Source organism: Lottiidibacillus patelloidae, assembly GCF_002262935.1.
GTDB classification, from domain to species: domain Bacteria; phylum Bacillota; class Bacilli; order Bacillales; family SA5d-4; genus Lottiidibacillus; species Lottiidibacillus patelloidae.
On sequence record NZ_NPIA01000010.1, the window covers coordinates 1 to 20,823 of the forward strand.

Genomic DNA, 20,823 nt, shown 5'->3' on the forward strand with positions numbered 1-20,823 from the left:
AAGTAAGATCCCTTAGAGATGATGAGGTTGATAGGTCTGGTGTGGAAGCGTGGTAACACGTGAAGCTGACAGATACTAATCGATCGAGGACTTAACCAAATTTTTAAATGTGTGTGATTGTCGTTATCTAGTTTTGAAGGAACGATGTTCCTTTAATTTAATAACTTGTCTGGTAATGATGGCGAAGAGGCCACACCCGTTCCCATACCGAACACGGAAGTTAAGCTCTTCAGCGCCGATGGTAGTTGGGGGCTGTCCCCCTGTGAGAGTAGGACGTTGCCAGGCAATATAAAAAGAAGTTGGATGATATCCAACTTCTTTTTTATTTGTCTATTTCTTTAAAACTGAATGAAATGCTATTTTTTTGTTAATAATTTTATTTGTGGTAAACAAAGTTCATTTAAATACATATGTCATTATTAAGGTGAAAGATTAAAAAATATTTAAGCAATATTCTTGAAAGACTTTTGCATGCCTCGTATAATAGTCTTAAGGTCAAAGATAGTCAAAGTCAAAAGTAGGGGAGGGCCGAATGCGAAATATATCTGATGTTATTGAAGAATATTTAAAAAGTGTTATAAAAAAAAGTGATAGTAGTGTAGTTGAAATAAAAAGAAATGAAATAGCCGATAGGTTTCAATGTGTCCCCTCACAAATAAATTATGTTATTAACACTCGATTTACTATTGAAAAAGGCTATTTAGTAGAAAGTAAACGCGGAGGCGGAGGTTTTATTCGCATCAGTAAAGTAGAAGCAAATAATCAAGCTGATTTACTTGATGACTTGTATCGCATGATTGATAACCGTGTTTCTCAAACTACTTCAGATCACTTTATCATTCGTCTGTTAGAAGAAAGTGTTATTACAAAACGGGAAGCCCAAATAATGCTGAGTGTTTTACACCGAAACGTGCTTAGTGTTGAACTTCCACTTCGTGATGAATTAAGAGCAAAAATGCTAAGAGCTATGGTAATGAGCTTAAGATATAAAATATAGGATCAATATTGTAAGGGAGAGGTTTTTGATGCAATGTCAGGAATGTCATGAACGACCTGCAACTTTACACTTTACAAAAGAGGTTAATGGCGTAAAAACAGAAACACATTTATGTGAATACTGCGCAAAGAAATCAGAAGAGTTTTCAGGGTATGCAAATAACTTTTCAATTCATGATTTACTATCAGGGCTATTAAACTTTGAACAAATGAACATTGCAAATAATTCGAAGAGCTTCGAAAAAAAACAGCAATTAATGTGCACTACATGTGGGATGACATATGCTACTTTCTCTAAAGTAGGGAGATTTGGTTGTGCAAATTGTTATAGAGAATTTGAATCGAAGTTAACACCACTTTTAAAGAGAGTTCACAGTGGAAACACCTTACATGCGGGAAAAATTCCAAAGAGACTTGGGGAAAAGCTAATTTTCCGTAAAGAGATACAAAAGTTAAGGGATGAAATGCAAGCATATATTTCAAAAGAAGAATTTGAAAAAGCCGCTGAAATGAGAGATCGAATCCGTAGTTTAGAAAAACAGTTTGGCGACACTGGGGAGGAATAAAGATGTCTATTGAGCAATTTATGAAAAGCACAATTAGTCCGTGGATGAAGGAATCCGGACCTGATAATGATATTGTGCTAAGTAGTAGAGTTCGCTTAGCTAGAAATTTAAGTAACTATCCCTTTCCTATTATTGCATCAGAAAAACAAGAAGAAGAAATATTACAGGTAATAGAGAATAAAATAGAAAATAGTATGTATGAAGGAATCGGAACTATTTCTCTTCATAAATTAGCAAATATGGAACGAATAGAAAAAAATGTGTTAGTAGAGAAACATTTAATAAGCCCAAATTTAGCTAATGAATCAAAACATGGCGCAGTTTTGCTTAGTAAAAATGAAGCAGTCAGTATCATGTTAAATGAAGAGGATCACATTCGAATTCAATGCTTATTTTCCGGCTTGAGATTAAGTGAAGCACTTACATTAGCTAGTGGTATAGATGATTGGTTAGAGGAGAAGTTAGATTATGCCTTTGACGATAAAAAAGGATATTTAACTAGTTGTCCAACAAATGTTGGAACTGGTTTAAGAGCTTCTGTCATGATGCACTTACCAGCATTAGTTCTAACTAATCAAATGAATCGTCTAATTCCAGCTGTCAGTCAATTAGGTTTAGTAGTTAGAGGGATGTATGGAGAAGGCAGTGAAGCGTTAGGGAATATTTTTCAAATCTCTAATCAAATTACATTAGGCAAAACGGAGGAAGATATTGTCGAAGACCTCCGGAGTGTAGTTATGCAACTAATTCAACAAGAACGTACAGCGAGGGAAAAGTTGCTTAAAACATCTAAAGTGGGGTTGGAGGATAGAGTTTATCGTTCTTTCGGTCTACTTTCCCACAGTCGACTAATATCATATAAAGAAGCAGCAAAATGTCTATCTGATGTACGACTAGGAATTGATTTAAATTTAATTTCTAATATGTCAGCAAATATATTAAATGAATTAATGATTGTATCACAACCGAATTTACTTCAAGCATATGCTGGTGAAGGACTAGAACCAGAGAAAAGAGATATTCTACGAGCAAAAATCATTCGCGAAAGAATGAAATTAGAGAAGGAATAAGGAGGAAATACAAATGATGTTTGGACGATTTACAGAAAGAGCACAAAAAGTTCTAGCTTTAGCACAAGAAGAGGCTCATCGATTAGGACATCATAATATAGGAACTGAACATATTTTGTTAGGATTAATCCGAGAAGGTGAAGGGATTGCTGCCAAGGCTTTATTAGCATTGGAACTTGGTCCTGAAAAGATTCAAGAAGAAGTAGAGGGACTCATTGGAAAAAGTGAAACGAAACAGCAAACGATTCACTATACTCCGAGAGCCAAAAAAGTAATTGAACTGTCTATGGACGAAGCTCGCAAACTAGGCCACTCATATGTAGGAACAGAACATATTCTACTTGGTCTTATTCGAGAAGGTGAAGGGGTTGCAGCTCGAGTATTAAATAATTTAGGGGTAAGTCTAAATAAAGCGCGTCAGCAAGTATTGCAACTGTTAGGAAGTAGTGAAAATACATCATCTAGCAACCAAAGTAGAAGGTCATCAACTGCAAACACACCTACTTTAGATGGTTTAGCAAGAGACTTAACAGAAATTGCAAAAGAAGGAACATTAGATCCGGTTATCGGACGTGGTAAGGAAATTCAACGTGTAATAGAAGTTTTAAGTAGAAGAACGAAGAACAATCCGGTTTTAATTGGAGAACCAGGTGTTGGTAAAACTGCCATTGCTGAAGGTTTAGCTCAGCAAATCGTTCAAAATGAAGTTCCAGAAACGTTAAGAGACAAGCGAGTTATGACACTAGATATGGGAACAGTCGTTGCTGGCACAAAATACCGTGGTGAATTTGAAGACCGTTTAAAAAAGGTAATGGACGAAATTCGCCAAGCTGGAAACATTATTTTATTTATTGACGAATTACACACATTAATCGGTGCTGGTGGTGCAGAAGGTGCAATTGATGCTTCTAATATTTTAAAACCTTCTCTTGCTAGAGGTGAGCTACAATGCATTGGTGCAACAACACTGGATGAGTACAGAAAGTATATTGAAAAAGATGCTGCTTTAGAAAGACGTTTCCAACCGATTACAGTCGACGAACCAAACTTAGAGGAATCGGAGCTTATTTTACGTGGGTTACGTGATCGTTATGAGGCACACCATAGAGTAACGATAACAGACGAAGCAATTAAAGCCGCGGTGAAGCTTTCAGACCGATATATTTCAGATCGATTCTTACCAGATAAAGCAATAGATTTAATTGATGAGGCTGCTTCAAAGGTACGATTACGCTCATATACTGTTCCGCCTAACTTAAAAGAGTTAGAGCAAAAGTTAGAGGAAGTAAAAAAAGAGAAGGATGCTTCAGTTCAAAGCCAAGAGTTTGAAAAGGCTGCATCATTAAGAGATTCTGAGCAGCGTTTAAGAGAAGAATTAGATCAAACGAAAAAGGCATGGAAAGAGCGACAAGGTCAAGAAAATACAGAAGTTACTACCGAGGATATTGCTATTGTTGTCGCAAACTGGACGGGAATTCCGGTTTCTAAACTAGCCGAAGGAGAAACAGAAAGATTATTACGAATGGAAGAAATTCTTCACAATCGTGTCATTGGGCAAGAAGAAGCCGTAAAATCCATTTCGAAGGCTATTAGACGAGCGAGAGCAGGATTAAAAGATCCTAAACGTCCAATTGGATCGTTCATCTTCCTTGGACCAACTGGAGTCGGTAAAACGGAGCTAGCGAGAGCAGTTGCGGAAACTATGTTTGGTGATGAGGATGCAATTATACGCATAGACATGTCCGAGTATATGGAGAAACACGCAACTTCACGTTTAGTTGGATCACCTCCAGGGTATGTAGGTCATGAAGAGGGTGGACAATTAACGGAAAAAGTTCGCCGCAAACCTTATTCTGTTGTCTTACTTGATGAGATTGAAAAGGCTCACCCGGAAGTATTTAATATTTTATTACAAGTATTAGAGGATGGAAGGTTAACTGACTCAAAAGGACGTACAGTCGACTTTAGAAATACAGTTGTCATAATGACATCAAATGTAGGGGCAAGCACATTAAAGAAAAACAAATATTTAGGATTCACGATTGAAAGTGATGATCAAAAGTACAAAGATATGAAAGGTAAGGTCATGGAGGAATTAAAACGTACATTCCGCCCTGAATTCTTAAACCGAATTGATGAGACTATTGTGTTCCATTCATTAGAAAAAGAACATATAAATAAAATTGTTTCATTAATGGGTGTTGAGTTAATTAAACGACTTCTAGATCAAGAGATTGAACTTGAGCTTTCAGAAGAAGCGAAGGAAAAGATCGCTGATGTTGGCTATGATCCAGAGTATGGAGCTCGCCCACTACGTCGTGCCCTTCAAAGAGAAGTAGAAGATCGACTATCTGAAGAATTGCTTAGAGGAACAATTAAAAAAGGTGAAAAAATTACAATTGACTTTATTAATGATGAATTTAAAGTAATTAATAAAAGTAGAACAGTTAAAAAATAAAAAGATATAAAACCGAAAGCGATTAGCTTTCGGTTTTATTTTACATTTATATAACCGTCATTTGACCATGATATCAGTAACTTTACATAAGGTTTGGTTAACTCAAGAGCAAGTTTTCTATATATATCCATGAATATATTTAAATTGGGCTATAATAAAATAAGAGTATAGATATAGAGGAGAGAGAGAATGGCAAAAAAGAAAACGAAGTTTATGTGCCAAGAGTGTGGTTATGAAACACCGAAATGGTTAGGTAAATGTCCTGGGTGTGGAGCGTGGAACTCGTTCGTCGAGGAATTTGTAATTACTGGGAAAGCGCAATCAAGATCTTTTGCTTCAAGCAGCTCAGGCCCTAACAAGCCAGAATCTATAAAGAATGTTGCTAGAGGGCAAGAAGCTCGTATTCCAACTAGTATGAAAGAGTTCAATCGTGTACTTGGTGGAGGAATTGTACCGGGTTCACTAATTTTAATTGGTGGAGACCCTGGAATTGGTAAATCAACTTTATTGTTACAAACGTCTTCTGGTTTAGCTAGAAGTGGACAAAAAGTCCTTTATGTAACAGGTGAGGAATCATTAAAACAAATTAAATTACGAGCGGATCGCTTTAATATTGATGATGAAGATTTACACGTTTATGCAGAAACAAATTTAGATTTTATTGAACAAGCAATTGATCAAACAAACCCCGCAGTAGTCATTCTTGATTCCATTCAGACCGTTTTTAAAGAAGAAGTAACGAGTGCTCCAGGGAGTGTGTCGCAAGTAAGAGAATCAACAGGTCAGATGATGCGAATTGCAAAATCGAAAGGAATCGCTATTTTTATTGTCGGTCACGTTACAAAAGAAGGTGCAATTGCTGGTCCGCGAATGTTAGAGCATATGGTAGATGCGGTACTTTACTTTGAAGGAGAGCGTCATCATAGCTATCGAATTTTAAGAGGTGTAAAAAACCGTTTTGGCTCAACGAACGAGATAGGTATATTTGAAATGAAAGAGGAAGGTTTGACTGAGGTGGCAAATCCTTCAGAAATCTTCTTAGAAGAGCGTTCCAGAGGTGTAGCGGGATCAACTGTCGTAGCTTCTATGGAAGGTACAAGAACAGTACTAGTTGAAATACAAGCCCTAGTTTCCCCAACCAGTTTTGGAAACCCTCGTAGAATGGCAACAGGGTTAGATCATAATCGGGTTTCATTATTGATGGCAGTTTTGGACAAACGAGTCGGAATGCTCTTACAAAACCAAGATGCCTATTTAAAGGTAACTGGTGGAGTAAAGCTGGATGAACCAGCAATAGATTTAGCTGTTGCAGTTAGTATTGCCTCAAGTTTCCGTGATGATGAAACGAGACCAACAGATGTAATTATAGGAGAAGTAGGTTTAACAGGGGAAGTCCGTAGAGTGTCGCGAATCGATCAGCGAGTGAATGAATGCGTCAAGCTAGGATTTAAGCGTGCAATTATTCCGAAGAAAAATATTGGAGGATGGACAATTCCTGATGGGATAGAAGTAGTTGGTGTTTCAACTGTTCAGGAGGCATTAGAATATGCGTTAGGAGGATAAAGATGGGTCATAATCAAATTGGGAAAAGAAGTGAAATTTTGCAATTTGTCGCACCTGGAACTGAACTGCGGTCAGGGCTTGATAATATATTACGGGCAAAGACAGGTGGGTTAATTGTAGTTGGTTATAACGAAAATATGACGGAAGTAGTTGACGGTGGCTTTTCAATTAACTGCAGTTATTCCCCTGCCCAACTTTATGAACTTGCAAAAATGGATGGAGCTCTAATATTAAGTGAGTGTGGCAAGCGAATTCTATATGCAAATACACAACTTATTCCCGACCCATCAACTCCTTCTACTGAGACAGGTATGAGACACCGAACAGCGGAGCGTTTTGCAAAACAGACCGGTAATTTGGTCATTGCGATTTCCCAACGGCGCAATGTAATCACCCTTTATAAAGGGTCTTTTCGCTATGCGTTAAAAGAGATTGGAGTCATTTTAACGAAAGCAAACCAAGCGATCCAAACACTTGAGAAGTATAAAAATGTTTTAGACCAAAGCGTTACCAATTTAGGTGCTTTAGAGTTTGAACAGCTAGTAACGTATCATGAGGTTACACAAGTTATTCACCGAGTAGAGATGGTGCTAAGGATTAAAAGAGAAATTTTAAACTATATAAATGAATTAGGGACAGAAGGACGCCTTATTAGTATGCAAATGAAAGAGTTATTAGCTGATGTTGAACATGAGGCTATATTATTAATTAAAGATTACACAAAGGAATTAGAGGAAGATCCATACGAAGTTATAAGTAAGTTACAATCTCTTTCGAGTGAAGAGCTTCTAGAAGATCAAACAATTATGAAGTTATTAGGATATCCATCAACAGCCATCCTGGAAGAAGCACCTTTAACCCCAAGAGGCTATCGAGTATTAAACAAAATCCCGAGGTTGCCAGCTTTAATAATAGAAAACGTTATTCAAAAGTACCAAAATATTAACAAAATTATCGAAGCTTCTATTGAAGAATTAGATGAAGTAAATGGTGTAGGTGAAATTCGAGCAAAAAAAATTAAGGAAGGTATTCAGCGTATTAGAGAACAACTAATTATTGATCGGCACTTATAAAATGTTGTTGACACGCCAAATGTTAATTTGGTAAAATTTAGAGTTTTCTAATTTGAAAAAAAGTCCTTGTTATGCTAATCTGACGATAATAAATCAAGAAATTTTTTCCTCTATACTAAGGTTAATCCTGCAAGATTATGTGAATAATGAAAAGAGGAGGTGAACGCATGGTTAAGCGAATCGTGCACTTATTCTTTATGATTATTGGAGCAATGCTAGGATTTTTATTTATTCCCGAGATCATTAGGTTATTAAATATTGGTGATGTGAAATGGCTAACCAATGCATATGCTAGTGCAGTCTTAGGAGCTATTATTTTATTTTTCGTTACGTTTTTCTTTGTAGATTATGTTGTTGGTTTAATCAGATGGATAGAAGAAAAAGTAGTAAAAGCACCTGTAACTGATGTGTTATTAGGCACACTTGGCTTAATATTTGGTTTAATAGTTGCCTTTTTAATTCAATTACCTTTAAGTATTATTGAGGATATAGCAATTGTGAATACAGTTGTTCCAAGCTTTCTATCGATATTACTAGGTTATTTAGGTTTTCAAATTGGTTATAAAAAGCGTGATGAACTTATTCAATTGTTTAGTAAAGGTGTAAAAGATAAAGTTGAAGTAGACGCTGGCAAGCTAAAAATATTAGACACTAGCGTTATTATTGATGGTCGTGTTGCTGACATTTGTCAAACAGGATTCTTAGAAGGTACGATTGTTATCCCTCGTTTTGTGCTAGAAGAACTTCAGCATATAGCGGATTCATCCGACGTATTAAAGAGAAATCGTGGTCGAAGAGGATTAGATATATTAAATAGAATTCAAAAGGAATTGGAAATGAACGTTGAAATCTATGAAGGTGATTTTGATGACATTTCTGAAGTTGATAGTAAATTAGTTAAATTGGCGAAGTTGGTTTCAGGTATTGTAGTAACGAATGATTTCAATTTAAATAAAGTTTGTGAATTACAAGGGGTGTCCGTACTTAATATTAATGACTTGGCAAATGCAGTAAAGCCTGTTGTTTTACCAGGTGAAGAATTAAACATCCAAGTTATTAAGGACGGGAAAGAGCAAAATCAAGGGATTGCGTATCTAGATGATGGTACGATGATCGTCATCGAAGAAGGGCGTAACTATATAGGAAAAGAAATTGAAGTGTTAGTAACGAGCGTCCTACAAACATCCGCTGGACGAATGATTTTTGCAAAACCTAAATTATTAGAAAAAGCATTATAACAATTGCATGTTATGTTTGGAAGGACGATCAAATTGGAATATCAAGTAATCGTTCCTGCAGCGGGGCAAGGAAAGCGAATGCAAGCAGGTAAAAATAAACAGTTTCTTTTATTAGAAAATAAGCCAGTACTCATTCATACATTAAGTATTTTTGAAGAAGATGAACATTGTAAAGGAATCATTGTTGTTGCAAACAAAGCGGAAATTAATGAGATGGAATCGTTATTTTCACGCTATAAATTAGCAAAGATAAAGGCTGTTATTGAAGGTGGAAGTGAACGTCAACATAGTGTATATAATGGCCTTAAAGCTTTGCCGAATGATAACAGTATTGTTTTTGTACATGACGGAGCTCGTCCTTTCGTCACAAAGGAATCATTCTTAAAATTAACACGAAAAGCAAGCGAAGTTGGAGCGGCAGTTTTAGCTGTGCAGGTAAAAGATACGATTAAAAAAGTAACTGATAGCAAAGTAACGGAAACGGTAGACCGTTCAAGCTTGTGGGCAATTCAAACCCCGCAAGCTTTTCGTATTTCGTTATTAAAAGAGGCTCATGAATATGCTAAAAAAGAAGCGTACATAGGAACAGATGATGCCAGTCTCGTAGAAAAGATCGGACGAGAGGTCGCAATCGTTGAAGGTGACTATAAAAATATTAAGCTGACAACGCCAGACGACCTTTTATATGCAAATATGATACTAGAAGAGAGGAAGAAATAGCGTGATAAAAATTGGACAAGGTTTCGATGTACATGAATTGGTAAAAGGGCGACCGTTAATTATTGGTGGGATTGAGATTCCTCATGAAAAAGGACTATTAGGCCACTCTGATGCAGATGTTTTATTACATACAATTGCTGATGCTTGTTTAGGTGCGATTGGTGAAGGGGATATTGGGAAACATTTTCCTGATACAGATGAAGCTTTTAAAGATGCAGATTCAAAATTGCTATTAAAACATGTATGGAAGATGGTAGAAGAAAGAGGCTACAAGCTCGGGAATGTAGATTGTACAATTATGGCACAAAAACCTAAGATGGCACCTCACATTATGAGTATGCGTGAAAAAATTGCGGAACTACTAAATGCATCAATCCAGCAAGTAAATGTAAAAGCTACTACGACCGAAAAACTCGGTTTTACAGGGAGAGAAGAAGGGATTGCTTCTCAAGCGGTCGTTTTGATAACAAAAGCTTGACCAGTCTAGTAATGATGGCGATAATAGAGGACAGAAAACGTAAAATGGAAGGTGTTAAAGGTGGAAAATAACATTCGAGTAAGATACGCACCAAGTCCAACTGGACATTTACATATAGGGAATGCTCGTACAGCATTATTTAATTACTTATTTGCGAAAAACCAAGGCGGAAAGTTAATAATCCGTATTGAAGATACAGATTTAAAGCGAAACGTTGCAGGCGGCGAAGAAAGCCAACTGAAATACTTGCAATGGTTAGGAATTGAATGGGACGAAAGTATCGATAAAGATGGTGGATATGGACCATACCGCCAAACAGAAAGAATCGATATTTATAAAAAATATTATGAAGATTTACTTGACCGTGGCTTAGCATATCGCTGTTATTGTACAGAAGCAGAATTAGAAGCGCATCGTGAAGAGCAAATGGCTCAAGGATTAATGCCGACATATAGTGGGAAATGTTGTGATCTATCTGAAGATGAGAAGACTTCTTTTGAAGCGGAAGGTCGCATACCGAGTATTCGCTTTAAAGTTCCACAAAATAAAACGTACACATTCAATGATGTAGTTAAAGGAGAAGTGTCGTTTGAATCTAACGGAATAGGTGATTGGGTAATCGTTAAAAAAGACGGAATACCTACTTATAATTTTGCTGTAGCTGTGGATGATCATGAAATGGCCATTTCTCACGTATTACGCGGAGATGACCATATTACAAATACGCCGAAGCAATTAATGATTTATGAAGCATTAAATTGGGAAGCGCCTGTATTTGGACATATGACGTTAATTGTAAATGAACAGCATAAAAAACTTAGCAAGCGTGATGAGTCGATTATCCAGTTTATTGAACAATACGACCAACTTGGCTATTTGCCAGAAGCACTATTTAACTTTATTGCCTTATTAGGGTGGTCTCCAGAAGGAGAAGAAGAAAAGTTTTCTCGTGAAGAATTCATTTCTATTTTTAATACAGACAGATTATCGAAATCGCCAGCTGTATTTAACACACAAAAGCTAACGTGGTTAAATAACCAATATATGAAGTCACTTTCGGAAGAACGTTTAGTTAATATTGCATTACCACATCTAATAAAAGCAGGGCGCCTTCCAGAAAGCTTAGATGAAAAGCAAAAGCATTGGGCAAAAGAATTAATTGTACTTCATCAAGAAAAGTTACATTATGGAGCGGAAATCGTCGAGTTAACAGATTTGTTTTTCCGTACAGATCTTGATTATAATGAAGAAGCAAAAGAAGTATTAAGTGGTGAACAAGTCCCAGAGGTACTTCGTGCATTTTTAGAAAATGTAAAGCAGTTAGAGGAATTTACAGCACAAGATATTAAAGGTGCGATTAAAGCTGTGCAAAAATCAACAGGTCATAAAGGAAAGAATTTATTTATGCCTGTCCGTGTTGCAACGACAGGGCAAGTTCATGGACCTGATTTACCACAAGCGATTCATTTATTAGGAAAAGATGTTATTATTAGCCGATTGGAACAATTACTTTAAACTTTAGGCGCAGGATTAACATATTAATTAGAATATAATATAGTATAAGAACATAGGAAAACGTTGATGAGGAGAAGTAAAAGTCAGTTATCTTTATAGAGAGAACCACCTTGGCTGGAAGTGGTTTAGGAAGCGGCTTTGAAATGCACCTCGGAGTCTTTTATTGAACGTTAGTAAATAAAAGCGGTACTCTACCGTTATCAGAGTAAAGCGAGAGGAAATATTCCTCTAAGCAGAGTGGGACCGCGCAAAAGCGTCTCTGTGTTTAACGACACAGAGGCGTATTTTTTATTTAAATAACTAAAAAGGAGGGCCTTGCATGTTTAAGTCATTTCGCGAAGATTTAGAGGTTATTTTTGATCAAGACCCCGCAGCTAGAAGTTATGTTGAAGTGATTCTTACTTATTCTGGACTTCATGCAATATGGATGCACCGAATTGCCCACTTTTTATGGCGAAAAAAATTCTTTTTTATTTCTCGGGTAATATCGCAAGTTAGTCGGTTTTTCACTGGCATCGAAATTCACCCCGGGGCAACAATCGGAAATCGATTTTTTATTGACCATGGAATGGGTGTTGTTATTGGTGAAACATGTGAAATAGGTGATAATGTGACAATTTTTCAAGGTGTTACATTAGGCGGAACTGGTAAAGAAAAAGGAAAGCGTCATCCGACGATTGAAGATAATGCATTAATTGCCTCTGGTGCCAAAGTTTTAGGTGCTATTACAATAGGGAAAAATTCAAAAATTGGTGCAGGTTCAGTTGTTTTGCAAAACGTACCGCAAAACTCTACGGTCGTTGGCATACCTGGAAGAGTCGTCATTCAAGATGGAAAAAAGGTAAAGCGTGATTTAAACCATCGTGACTTGCCAGATCCAGTAGCAGATCGCTTCCAAAAACTTGAGCAAGAAATAGCAAGCTTAAAAGCCCAATTGATAAAAGAAAAAGTGAAAAGGTGAGGAGTGAGTGAGAATGGCAATTAAAATATTTAATTCATTAACACGAGAAAAAGAAATGTTTCAGCCGCTAGAAGAAGGTAAGGTGAAAATGTATGTATGTGGTCCAACAGTTTATAACTACATCCATATTGGCAACGCTCGTCCTGCAATCGTATTTGATACAGTTCGTAGATATTTAGAATATCGTGGTTATGAAGTAAACTTTGTTTCAAACTTTACAGATGTTGATGACAAGTTAATTAAAGCTGCAAACCAATTAGGGGAAGATGTTAATGACATCGCCGAGCGTTTCATTGATGCATATCATGAAGATGTTTCAGCATTAGGAGTAGAACGAGCTAATGTCCACCCGCGAGTAACGGAAAACATGAGTGAAATAATTGCGTTTATTGAACAATTAATCGAAAAAGGGTATGCGTATGAGTCAGAAGGAGATGTTTACTTTAAAACGAAAAAGTTTGAAGAATACGGAAAGCTTTCACAGCAGTCTATTGATGACTTACGCTTAGGTTCAAGGATAGATATCGGAGAGAAAAAGCAGGATCCTTTAGATTTTGCGCTTTGGAAAACGGCAAAAAGTAATGAAATTTCATGGGAAAGTCCGTGGGGTGATGGACGACCTGGTTGGCATATTGAGTGTTCTGCATTAGCAAAGAAGTATTTAGGGGAAACAATTGATATTCATGCTGGTGGGCAAGATTTAAAGTTCCCACACCATGAAAATGAAATTGCTCAATCAGAAGCTTTATCAGGGAAAACAATGGCTAACTATTGGATGCACAACGGTTATATTAATATAAATAATGAAAAGATGTCTAAGTCTTTAGGGAACTTCGTATTAGTGCATGACATTATTAAGAAACAAGATCCTGAAGTGATTCGTTTTCTAATCTTATCTGTTCATTATCGTCATCCAATTAACTTTAACGATGAGCTTTTTGAAAGTGCGACAAACGGACTAGAAAGAATAAAAAACGCCGTTATTAACTTACAGCACCGCAAAGAAAATACAGCCAACTTAGCTGAAGAAAGTGGGCAATGGTTGGAAAAGCTAAACGCGCATAAAGAAACATTCATGAAAGAGATGGATGATGACTTTAACACTGCTAATGCAATATCTGTCTTATTTGAATTGTCAAAAGATGCAAACATCTATTTGCAAGAAAAAAATGTATCAATAAATACAATTGAAGCATTTATCTCGTTATTTAACGAAATAGCAACTGTGTTAGGAATTAAAATATCGAGTGAAGTGGAATTACTAGACGAAGAAATTGAAAGATTGCTGGAAGATCGTATTCAAGCGAGAAAAGATCGTAATTTTGCTCTTGCTGACCAAATTAGAGATACTCTTACGGAAAAAGGCATCTTGCTTGAGGATACACCGCAAGGCACTCGTTGGAGAAGAAAGTAATGGCAAATAATCAAGCAAATAACATCGATTATAAGCTCCTTAATGGTTTAACGCTAGCATACATGGGCGATGCTGTTTTAGAGCAATATGTTCGTGAACACTTAATAGCTAAAGGTCAAGTGAAGCCGAGAGAGTTACACCGAATTGCTACAAATTATGTTAGTGCTAAGGCGCAGTCATATATAGTTATGGAGCTATTTGAATTGAATTATTTTGATGAAGAAGAATTAGCTATTGTGAAAAGGGGGAGGAATGCTAAATCTGCTACCTCTCCTAAAAATACAAAGATTCAAGACTATCGAAATAGCACGGGATTTGAAGCAATTATCGGTTACTTGCATTTGTTAGGAAGAGATGAGCGGCTGCAAGAGCTTTTAGAAAAAACAATTGAATTAATCGACGGAAAGGAGTGACCATAATGGAAGAATGGATTGCTGGAAAAAATCCTGTGCTGGAAGCTTTGCGAGCAGGAAGAGAAATAAATAAAATATGGATTGCAGAAAGTGCGCAAAAAAACGCTATGAAGCCAGTCATAGCCTTAGCGAAAGAAAGTGGAATAATTGTTCAATTTGTACCAAGAAAAAAGATTGATGGAGTAGCGAAAACAGATGTTCACCAAGGTGTTGTTGCCTCAATAGCAGCTTATAAATATGCTGAGATTGAAGACATTTTTCGCTTAGCTGAAAAACGAGAAGAACAACCATTCATGATTATTCTAGATGAATTGGAGGACCCTCATAACTTAGGTTCTATATTAAGAACAGCAGATGCAACCGGTGCCCATGGTGTTATTATACCGAAACGTAGAGCGGTAGGCTTAACCGCTACAGTTGCCAAGGCTTCAACTGGTGCTATCGAATATATTCCTGTTGCTAGAGTGACAAACTTATCACGAACAATTGAGGACTTAAAAGCAAAAGGTGTGTGGGTTGCCGGCACAGATGCAAGTGCGAAACAAGACTACCGAGAGATGGAAGCGGACATGCCGTTAGCTTTAGTAATAGGAAGTGAAGGAAAAGGAATGTCGCGCATCATTAAGGAGAAATGTGATTTCTTATTAACTCTACCAATGCTAGGTAAAGTTACGTCATTAAATGCTTCGGTTGCAGCTAGCTTGCTTATGTATGAAGTACTTCGAAAACGTATGCCGATTAAGAGGTAATGGATGGATATTCTTATCGTTGATGGCTATAACGTAATTGGTGCTTCATCGAGTTGGAATGCTTTAAAAGAGTCAGATCTTGCAGCAGCCAGAGACGACTTAATTGCGAAGCTAGCAAATTACCAAGGCTATAAAGGAGTCAAAGTTATAGTAGTATTTGATGCGCATCTAGTTCCTGGAGTCGAGAAAAAAATGACACAAAACAAGGTTGAAGTTCTTTATACGAAAGAGAACGAAACAGCCGATGAATGTATAGAAAAGTTAGCTATGTCTTTAAAGAATAAACGAACCCAAGTATCCGTTGCGACATCCGACTTTACTGAGCAGTGGGCAATATTCGGACAAGGCGCATTACGACTTTCTGCTAGAGAATTACTCCAAGAATTTAAAATGATTGAAAATAATATAACAAAGGCGTTAGAAAATAAAAAAAGTAAAAAAGCGAAAGTAAAAATTCAATTATCTTCAGAAATAGCAGAAATTTTCGAAAAATGGCGAAGAGGTAGCCGATGAGTTGTTGACGCTACTTGAAACGGTACTGTATAATATTTCTATATGTAGTTATGCTGCCGGTTTCGGGGGGATCGTAGTGAATGAATACCTCAATGGTACAGCTAGAGAAGACTTTGAAGCAATAGAGGATGAACAACTAGTTATTTTCGTACGTGACGGGAATAGCTCGGCACTGGAATATTTAATAAATAAATATAAAAATTTCGTGCGAGCAAAAGCTAGGTCATACTTCCTTATTGGAGCTGATCGTGAAGATATCGTTCAGGAAGGTATGATTGGGTTATATAAAGCTATTCGTGATTTTAAAGGGGACAAGCTGTCTTCATTTAAAGCATTTGCGGAACTTTGTATTACTAGACAGATAATTACGGCAATCAAAACAGCGACAAGACAAAAGCATATTCCATTGAACTCTTACGTTTCCTTGGACAAGCCTATTTATGATGAGGAGTCTGAGCGTACGCTTTTGGACATTATATCTGGTTCGAAAGTGATGGACCCAGAAGACTTAGTGATTAATCAAGAAGAATTTGATGATATCGAAGTGAAAATGGGCGAGCTTTTAAGTGATTTGGAAAGAAAAGTTTTAATGCTGTATTTAGATGGCCGTACCTATCAAGAAATATCAGTTGATTTGAATAGACATGTCAAATCTATTGATAATGCCTTACAACGCGTCAAGCGTAAGCTAGAAAGGTATTTGGAATTGCGAGAAATCAGTTTGTAAAAGGCTCACATTGACATTTTCTTTATCATTTGATAAATTTTTAAAGTCATGTGTATTTAAAGAAGGTGTTTATGATGAGTCAAAAAATAACTTTGGCATGCAACATTTGTAATAGTCGTAATTACTCGACGCCAACAAATGAAAATGCACGTCAAGACAGATTAGAAATAAAGAAATTTTGCAAGAGCTGTAATGCACATACGATCCACCGAGAAACAAAATAGATAACCGCCTTGCAAGCAGGGGAAATCTTAGGGGGAATTAAGATGAATTTCTTTCGTAATGTAGTAAAAGAAATGAAAAAAGTTAGTTGGCCAACACGTAAAGAACTAGTTCGTTATACAATTACTGTTCTTTCTACAGTTGCATTTGTTTCAGTCTTCTTTTGGGTTATTGACATCGGATTAAATTATTTAATGCAATTTATTTATGGTTAGGAATTAACAACAATTCCTATAATGAATTTATCGAATACTTGCTTATGACGAGACTCGATACTATATCCGTTAGGGAGGGAAGGACAAAAGTTGTCCTCAAATAATGGAAAAAAATTGGTACGTATTGCACACTTATTCCGGTTATGAAAATCGGGTAAAAGCAAATTTGGAAAAACGCGTAGAATCTATGGCGATGCAAGATCGCATTTTCCGCGTGATTGTTCCAGAAAATGAAGAAACAGAAATTAAAAACGGCAAGAAGAAAACTGCAATGAAGAAGGTATTCCCAGGTTATGTATTGGTGGAAATGGTGATGACGGATGATTCATGGTATGTCGTTCGAAACACACCAGGAGTAACAGGGTTTGTTGGATCATCAGGTGCGGGTTCTAAGCCATCGGCTCTATTGCCAGAAGAAGTAGACTCAATCTTAAAGAGCATGGGTATGAACGATAAGATTACGGAAATCGACTTCGAACTTAAAGATGCTGTCAAAGTAAAAGGTGGACCTTTCGCTGATTACACTGGTAGTGTCGAAGAGATTGATATCGATAAACAAAAGCTTAAAGTATTAGTAAATATGTTCGGTCGTGAGACTCCGGTCGAGCTTGAATTCAATCAAGTTGAAAAGATTTAAAAACAAAACTTGAATTGTTTTTCGAAAGATGATAGAATTTTAATGTTTCATACAGACTCTACTTATAAACGAGCGAAACAATGAGTGGGAGGGTAAAATACCCAATTACCACATCACGGACTTAAGGAGGTGTGTCTCGTGGCTAAAAAAGTAGTTAAAGTTGTAAAACTTCAAATCCCTGCTGGTAAAGCAAACCCAGCACCACCAGTTGGTCCTGCATTAGGACAAGCGGGAGTAAACATCATGGGATTCTGTAAAGAATTCAATGCACGTACTTCTGATCAAGCTGGTTTGATCATTCCTGTAGAAATCTCGGTTTTTGAAGACCGTTCATTTACATTTATCACGAAAACTCCACCTGCTGCTGTATTACTTAAAAAAGCAGCTGGTATCGAGTCAGGTTCTGGTGAACCTAACGTTAAAAAGGTTGCGACTGTTAAGCGTGATAAAGTACGCGAGATTGCTGAAACGAAAATGCCAGATTTAAACGCGGCTGACGTTGAAGCTGCTATGCGTATGGTAGAAGGTACTGCGCGCAGCATGGGTATCGTCATCGAAGACTAATCCATGGTTGAGTGCTAAGTGTTTACGAGGTTGCGAGCGAAGGATCCCCTTCATCCCTTTAATGGGATCGCAACCTTTATTCGTGGGAGGTAAATCCGTTAAAACCACAAACGAGGAGGATATTTAAAATGGCTAAAAGAGGAAAAAAGTATCAAGATGCTGTTAAGTTAGTTGACCGCACAAAGGTTTATGAAGTTGAAGAAGCAATTGAATTAATCAAAAAAATGTCTACTGCAAACTTTGATGAGTCTGTTGAAGTAGCTGCACGTTTAGGAGTAGATCCTAAGAAAGCAGATCAACAAATTCGTGGAGCTGTAGTTCTTCCACACGGAACTGGTAAAACACAACGTGTATTAGTGTTTGCTAAAGGTGAAAAAGCGAAGGAAGCAGAAGCAGCAGGCGCTGATTATGTAGGTGATGCTGATTACATCAACAAAATCACTCAAGGTTGGTTTGAGTTTGATGTTATCGTTGCTACTCCAGACATGATGGGTGAAGTTGGTAAACTTGGACGCGTTCTAGGACCTAAAGGTTTAATGCCAAACCCTAAAACTGGTACAGTAACTTTCGATGTTACGAAAGCTGTAAATGAAATTAAAGCTGGTAAAGTAGAATACCGTGTTGATAAAGCTGGAAACATCCACGTACCAATCGGTAAAATTTCTTTCGATACTGCGAAGTTAATTGAAAACTTCCAAACTATTATCGAAACGCTTGTAAAAGCAAAGCCAGCTGCAGCAAAAGGAACATACATGAAAAACATCGCTGTTGCTTCAACGATGAGCCCTGGTGTTAAAGTTAACGCTGGACAGTAATTTCCTATAAATAGCAGTTGACGTTTGTTGACTCGTTCGATATACTCAATAATGTTGAAATAATATATTTTATACCGTAGACAGTAGGTGCATGAAAATGCTTAATATCCTTCCGAGGTGTTATAACTAATAGATCGTTCGATGTTTGATCTGTTTGTAACGCTCCTATGCCTGTCTACATAGGAGCGTTTTTAATTGCTCTTAATGAGCAAACGCCAACGGTATGATAAACAAACAGGAGGTGTCATAATGGGCGCGATCGAAACTAAACAACAAGTTGTATCAGAAATCACAACAAAATTAAACGATAGCAAAGCGACAATCTTAGTTGATTATCGTGGACTTACAGTTGGAGAAGTTACTGAACTTCGTAAACAACTTCGTGAAGCTAACGTAGAATTCAAAGTTTACAAAAACACTCTAGCTCGCCGTGCTACTGCAGAAGCTAACTTAACTGACTTAGATGAGTATTTAGTAGGACCTACTGCTATTGCTTTCAGCAATGATGAAGTAGTTGCTCCAGCTAAAGTGTTAAACTCATTCGCTAAAGAACATAAAGCTTTAGAAATTAAAGCTGGTGTACTTGAAGGTCGTACAGCTTCAGTTGAAGAAATTAAAGCAATCGCAGAACTTCCTTCACGCGAAGGGTTACTTTCTATGTTGCTTAGCGTATTACAAGCTCCAATGCGTAACGTTGCATTGGCAACAAAAGCAGTTGCTGATCAAAAAGAAGAGCAAAGTGCTTAATTTAGCAAGTTAAAAATAAAAAAATTTTTAAAACATCCTAAGGAGGAAAATACAATGACTCAAGAACAAATTTTAAATGCAATTAAAGAAATGACAGTTTTAGAATTAAACGATTTAGTAAAAGCTATCGAAGAGGAGTTCGGTGTAACTGCTGCTGCTCCTGTAGCTGTAGCTGCTGCTGGTGGCGCTGCTGCTGAAGAGAAAACTGAATTTGACGTAGTATTAGCATCTGCTGGTGGATCTAAGATCAACGTAATCAAAGCAGTTCGCGAAATCACTGGTTTAGGTCTTAAAGACGCTAAAGCTTTAGTTGATGGTGCTCCAGCTCCAATCAAAGAAGGCGTTTCTAAAGAAGAAGCTGAAGAAATGAAAACTAAACTTGAAGATGCTGGTGCATCTGTAGAAGTTAAGTAATAAATTTCATCAAAGGGAAGCTCGCTATTATAGCGGGCTTTTCTACTTTTCTATTTTGTTTTTTGAGGAGGTAAAACATAAATGAGCGATCATTATTACTCAGAAAATCCAAATATCGAAAGTGCGCCACGAACTCATAAGGTAGAACTTAGAGGTAAGAAGTTGGTGTTTACTGCTGACGCAGGCGTTTTTTCTAAAGCTGGAATTGACTTTGGGACAAAGACACTACTTGAGCATTATGAATTACCGGAGATCTCAGGGGAAATATTGGATGTTGGTTGCGGATATGGGCCGATCGGAATAACGATAGCTAAAGAAGCGACTGATAGACAAGTTGTTTTAGTAGATGTTAATGAACGAGCAATTCACTTGGCTAAAGAAAATGCTATCAGAAACCAAGTCTCAAACGTTACTGTCCTGAAAAGTAATTTGTTAGAAAATGTACAAAACAGGCATTTTGCGAGTATACTAACAAATCCTCCAATTCGAGCAGGGAAGCAAGTTGTTCATGATTTATTTGAACAAGCTGCAGCAAAATTGTTACCGGATGGAGAATTGTGGGTAGTAATTCAAAAGAAACAAGGTGCGCCTTCAGCGATGGAAAAACTAGCTTCATTATTAAATGACGTAGAAGTCGTAGTAAAGAAAAAAGGATATTTTATAATTAGAGCAAAAAATAGTTGACGAAAGAAAAACGCTATGTTAGCATTATAAAATGCCAATATATTCATTTCTGTATAATTTTATTTTCTTTG

24 protein-coding genes, 2 rRNA genes and 2 other annotated features are annotated in these 20,823 nt (G+C 36.9%); all 26 genes read left to right on the top strand.

Annotation, left to right across the window (positions count from 1 at the left end):
* A 23S ribosomal RNA gene (locus CIB95_RS14495) occupies window positions 1–99 on the top strand; the annotation flags it as partial.
* Window positions 100–168: 69 nt separating this feature from the next.
* Window positions 169–285: ribosomal RNA gene (rrf, locus tag CIB95_RS14500) — 5S ribosomal RNA — on the top strand.
* Between the two features lie 247 nt (window positions 286–532).
* Window positions 533–997, top strand: coding sequence for a CtsR family transcriptional regulator (locus CIB95_RS14505; RefSeq protein ID WP_094926333.1), 465 nt, complete (start codon window positions 533–535; stop codon window positions 995–997).
* 28 nt (window positions 998–1,025) lie between these two features.
* Window positions 1,026–1,562: a UvrB/UvrC motif-containing protein gene (locus CIB95_RS14510; RefSeq protein ID WP_094926335.1), complete on the top strand. Its 537-nt coding sequence runs from the start codon at window positions 1,026–1,028 to the stop codon at window positions 1,560–1,562.
* Between the two features lie 2 nt (window positions 1,563–1,564).
* Window positions 1,565–2,632: a protein arginine kinase gene (locus tag CIB95_RS14515; RefSeq protein ID WP_094926336.1), complete on the top strand. Its 1,068-nt coding sequence runs from the start codon at window positions 1,565–1,567 to the stop codon at window positions 2,630–2,632.
* Between the two features lie 13 nt (window positions 2,633–2,645).
* On the top strand, window positions 2,646–5,090 hold the full coding sequence (gene clpC / locus CIB95_RS14520) for an ATP-dependent protease ATP-binding subunit ClpC (protein ID WP_094926338.1): 2,445 nt from the start codon (window positions 2,646–2,648) through the stop codon (window positions 5,088–5,090).
* A gap of 189 nt (window positions 5,091–5,279) precedes the next feature.
* Complete coding sequence (radA, locus tag CIB95_RS14525) at window positions 5,280–6,653, top strand: DNA repair protein RadA (RefSeq protein ID WP_094926340.1); 1,374 nt, start codon at window positions 5,280–5,282, stop codon at window positions 6,651–6,653.
* A gap of 2 nt (window positions 6,654–6,655) precedes the next feature.
* Window positions 6,656–7,726 (top strand): DNA integrity scanning diadenylate cyclase DisA, encoded by a 1,071-nt coding sequence (gene disA / locus CIB95_RS14530; RefSeq protein WP_094926341.1) that lies wholly within the window; start codon window positions 6,656–6,658, stop codon window positions 7,724–7,726.
* 167 nt (window positions 7,727–7,893) lie between these two features.
* Complete coding sequence (locus CIB95_RS14535; RefSeq protein ID WP_094926343.1) at window positions 7,894–8,964, top strand: PIN/TRAM domain-containing protein; 1,071 nt, start codon at window positions 7,894–7,896, stop codon at window positions 8,962–8,964.
* 33 nt (window positions 8,965–8,997) lie between these two features.
* A complete protein-coding gene (gene ispD / locus CIB95_RS14540) occupies window positions 8,998–9,684 on the top strand; it encodes a 2-C-methyl-D-erythritol 4-phosphate cytidylyltransferase (RefSeq protein WP_094926344.1) in 687 nt (228 codons plus the stop codon).
* A gap of 1 nt (window position 9,685) precedes the next feature.
* Complete coding sequence (ispF, locus tag CIB95_RS14545; RefSeq protein WP_094926345.1) at window positions 9,686–10,162, top strand: 2-C-methyl-D-erythritol 2,4-cyclodiphosphate synthase; 477 nt, start codon at window positions 9,686–9,688, stop codon at window positions 10,160–10,162.
* Between the two features lie 60 nt (window positions 10,163–10,222).
* Window positions 10,223–11,677, top strand: a complete 1,455-nt coding sequence (gene gltX, locus CIB95_RS14550) for a glutamate--tRNA ligase (RefSeq protein ID WP_094926347.1) — start codon at window positions 10,223–10,225, stop codon at window positions 11,675–11,677.
* A 54-nt stretch (window positions 11,678–11,731) separates the two neighbouring features.
* Window positions 11,732–11,941: a binding site (T-box leader), on the top strand.
* Window positions 11,942–11,996: 55 nt separating this feature from the next.
* Window positions 11,997–12,638, top strand: coding sequence for a serine O-acetyltransferase EpsC (epsC, locus tag CIB95_RS14555; RefSeq protein ID WP_094926348.1), 642 nt, complete (start codon window positions 11,997–11,999; stop codon window positions 12,636–12,638).
* Between the two features lie 13 nt (window positions 12,639–12,651).
* Entirely contained in the window at window positions 12,652–14,052 is a 1,401-nt protein-coding gene (gene cysS / locus CIB95_RS14560) for a cysteine--tRNA ligase (protein WP_094926350.1), read from the top strand.
* Window positions 14,052–14,465 carry a Mini-ribonuclease 3 gene (locus CIB95_RS14565; RefSeq protein WP_094926352.1) on the top strand — a complete coding sequence of 138 codons (414 nt, stop codon included), beginning with the start codon at window positions 14,052–14,054 and terminating at the stop codon, window positions 14,463–14,465. The genes cysS and CIB95_RS14565 overlap by 1 nt, the downstream gene beginning before the upstream one ends.
* Before the next feature lie 5 nt (window positions 14,466–14,470).
* Window positions 14,471–15,214, top strand: coding sequence for a 23S rRNA (guanosine(2251)-2'-O)-methyltransferase RlmB (gene rlmB / locus CIB95_RS14570; protein ID WP_408607236.1), 744 nt, complete (start codon window positions 14,471–14,473; stop codon window positions 15,212–15,214).
* 3 nt (window positions 15,215–15,217) lie between these two features.
* Window positions 15,218–15,727 carry an NYN domain-containing protein gene (locus CIB95_RS14575; RefSeq protein ID WP_094926353.1) on the top strand — a complete coding sequence of 170 codons (510 nt, stop codon included), beginning with the start codon at window positions 15,218–15,220 and terminating at the stop codon, window positions 15,725–15,727.
* A 70-nt stretch (window positions 15,728–15,797) separates the two neighbouring features.
* Entirely contained in the window at window positions 15,798–16,454 is a 657-nt protein-coding gene (gene sigH / locus CIB95_RS14580; RefSeq protein ID WP_408607239.1) for an RNA polymerase sporulation sigma factor SigH, read from the top strand.
* Window positions 16,455–16,528: 74 nt separating this feature from the next.
* The gene (gene rpmG, locus CIB95_RS14585; protein ID WP_094926356.1) at window positions 16,529–16,678 is read left to right on the top strand and encodes a 50S ribosomal protein L33; all 150 of its coding nucleotides are present in this window, start codon (window positions 16,529–16,531) and stop codon (window positions 16,676–16,678) included.
* 42 nt (window positions 16,679–16,720) lie between these two features.
* Window positions 16,721–16,891 (top strand): preprotein translocase subunit SecE, encoded by a 171-nt coding sequence (gene secE / locus CIB95_RS14590; RefSeq protein ID WP_094926358.1) that lies wholly within the window; start codon window positions 16,721–16,723, stop codon window positions 16,889–16,891.
* A gap of 103 nt (window positions 16,892–16,994) precedes the next feature.
* A complete protein-coding gene (gene nusG / locus CIB95_RS14595) occupies window positions 16,995–17,528 on the top strand; it encodes a transcription termination/antitermination protein NusG (protein ID WP_094926359.1) in 534 nt (177 codons plus the stop codon).
* A gap of 138 nt (window positions 17,529–17,666) precedes the next feature.
* Window positions 17,667–18,092 carry a 50S ribosomal protein L11 gene (gene rplK / locus CIB95_RS14600; protein ID WP_142296522.1) on the top strand — a complete coding sequence of 142 codons (426 nt, stop codon included), beginning with the start codon at window positions 17,667–17,669 and terminating at the stop codon, window positions 18,090–18,092.
* A gap of 128 nt (window positions 18,093–18,220) precedes the next feature.
* The gene (gene rplA, locus CIB95_RS14605; protein WP_094926363.1) at window positions 18,221–18,907 is read left to right on the top strand and encodes a 50S ribosomal protein L1; all 687 of its coding nucleotides are present in this window, start codon (window positions 18,221–18,223) and stop codon (window positions 18,905–18,907) included.
* A 56-nt stretch (window positions 18,908–18,963) separates the two neighbouring features.
* Window positions 18,964–19,110 (top strand) — a sequence feature (ribosomal protein L10 leader region).
* A gap of 43 nt (window positions 19,111–19,153) precedes the next feature.
* Window positions 19,154–19,654, top strand: a complete 501-nt coding sequence (rplJ, locus tag CIB95_RS14610; RefSeq protein ID WP_142296523.1) for a 50S ribosomal protein L10 — start codon at window positions 19,154–19,156, stop codon at window positions 19,652–19,654.
* A gap of 54 nt (window positions 19,655–19,708) precedes the next feature.
* Window positions 19,709–20,068, top strand: coding sequence for a 50S ribosomal protein L7/L12 (gene rplL / locus CIB95_RS14615; RefSeq protein ID WP_094926367.1), 360 nt, complete (start codon window positions 19,709–19,711; stop codon window positions 20,066–20,068).
* Window positions 20,069–20,149: 81 nt separating this feature from the next.
* Window positions 20,150–20,752 carry a class I SAM-dependent methyltransferase gene (locus tag CIB95_RS14620; protein ID WP_094926369.1) on the top strand — a complete coding sequence of 201 codons (603 nt, stop codon included), beginning with the start codon at window positions 20,150–20,152 and terminating at the stop codon, window positions 20,750–20,752.
* Window positions 20,753–20,823: the final 71 nt, after the last annotated feature.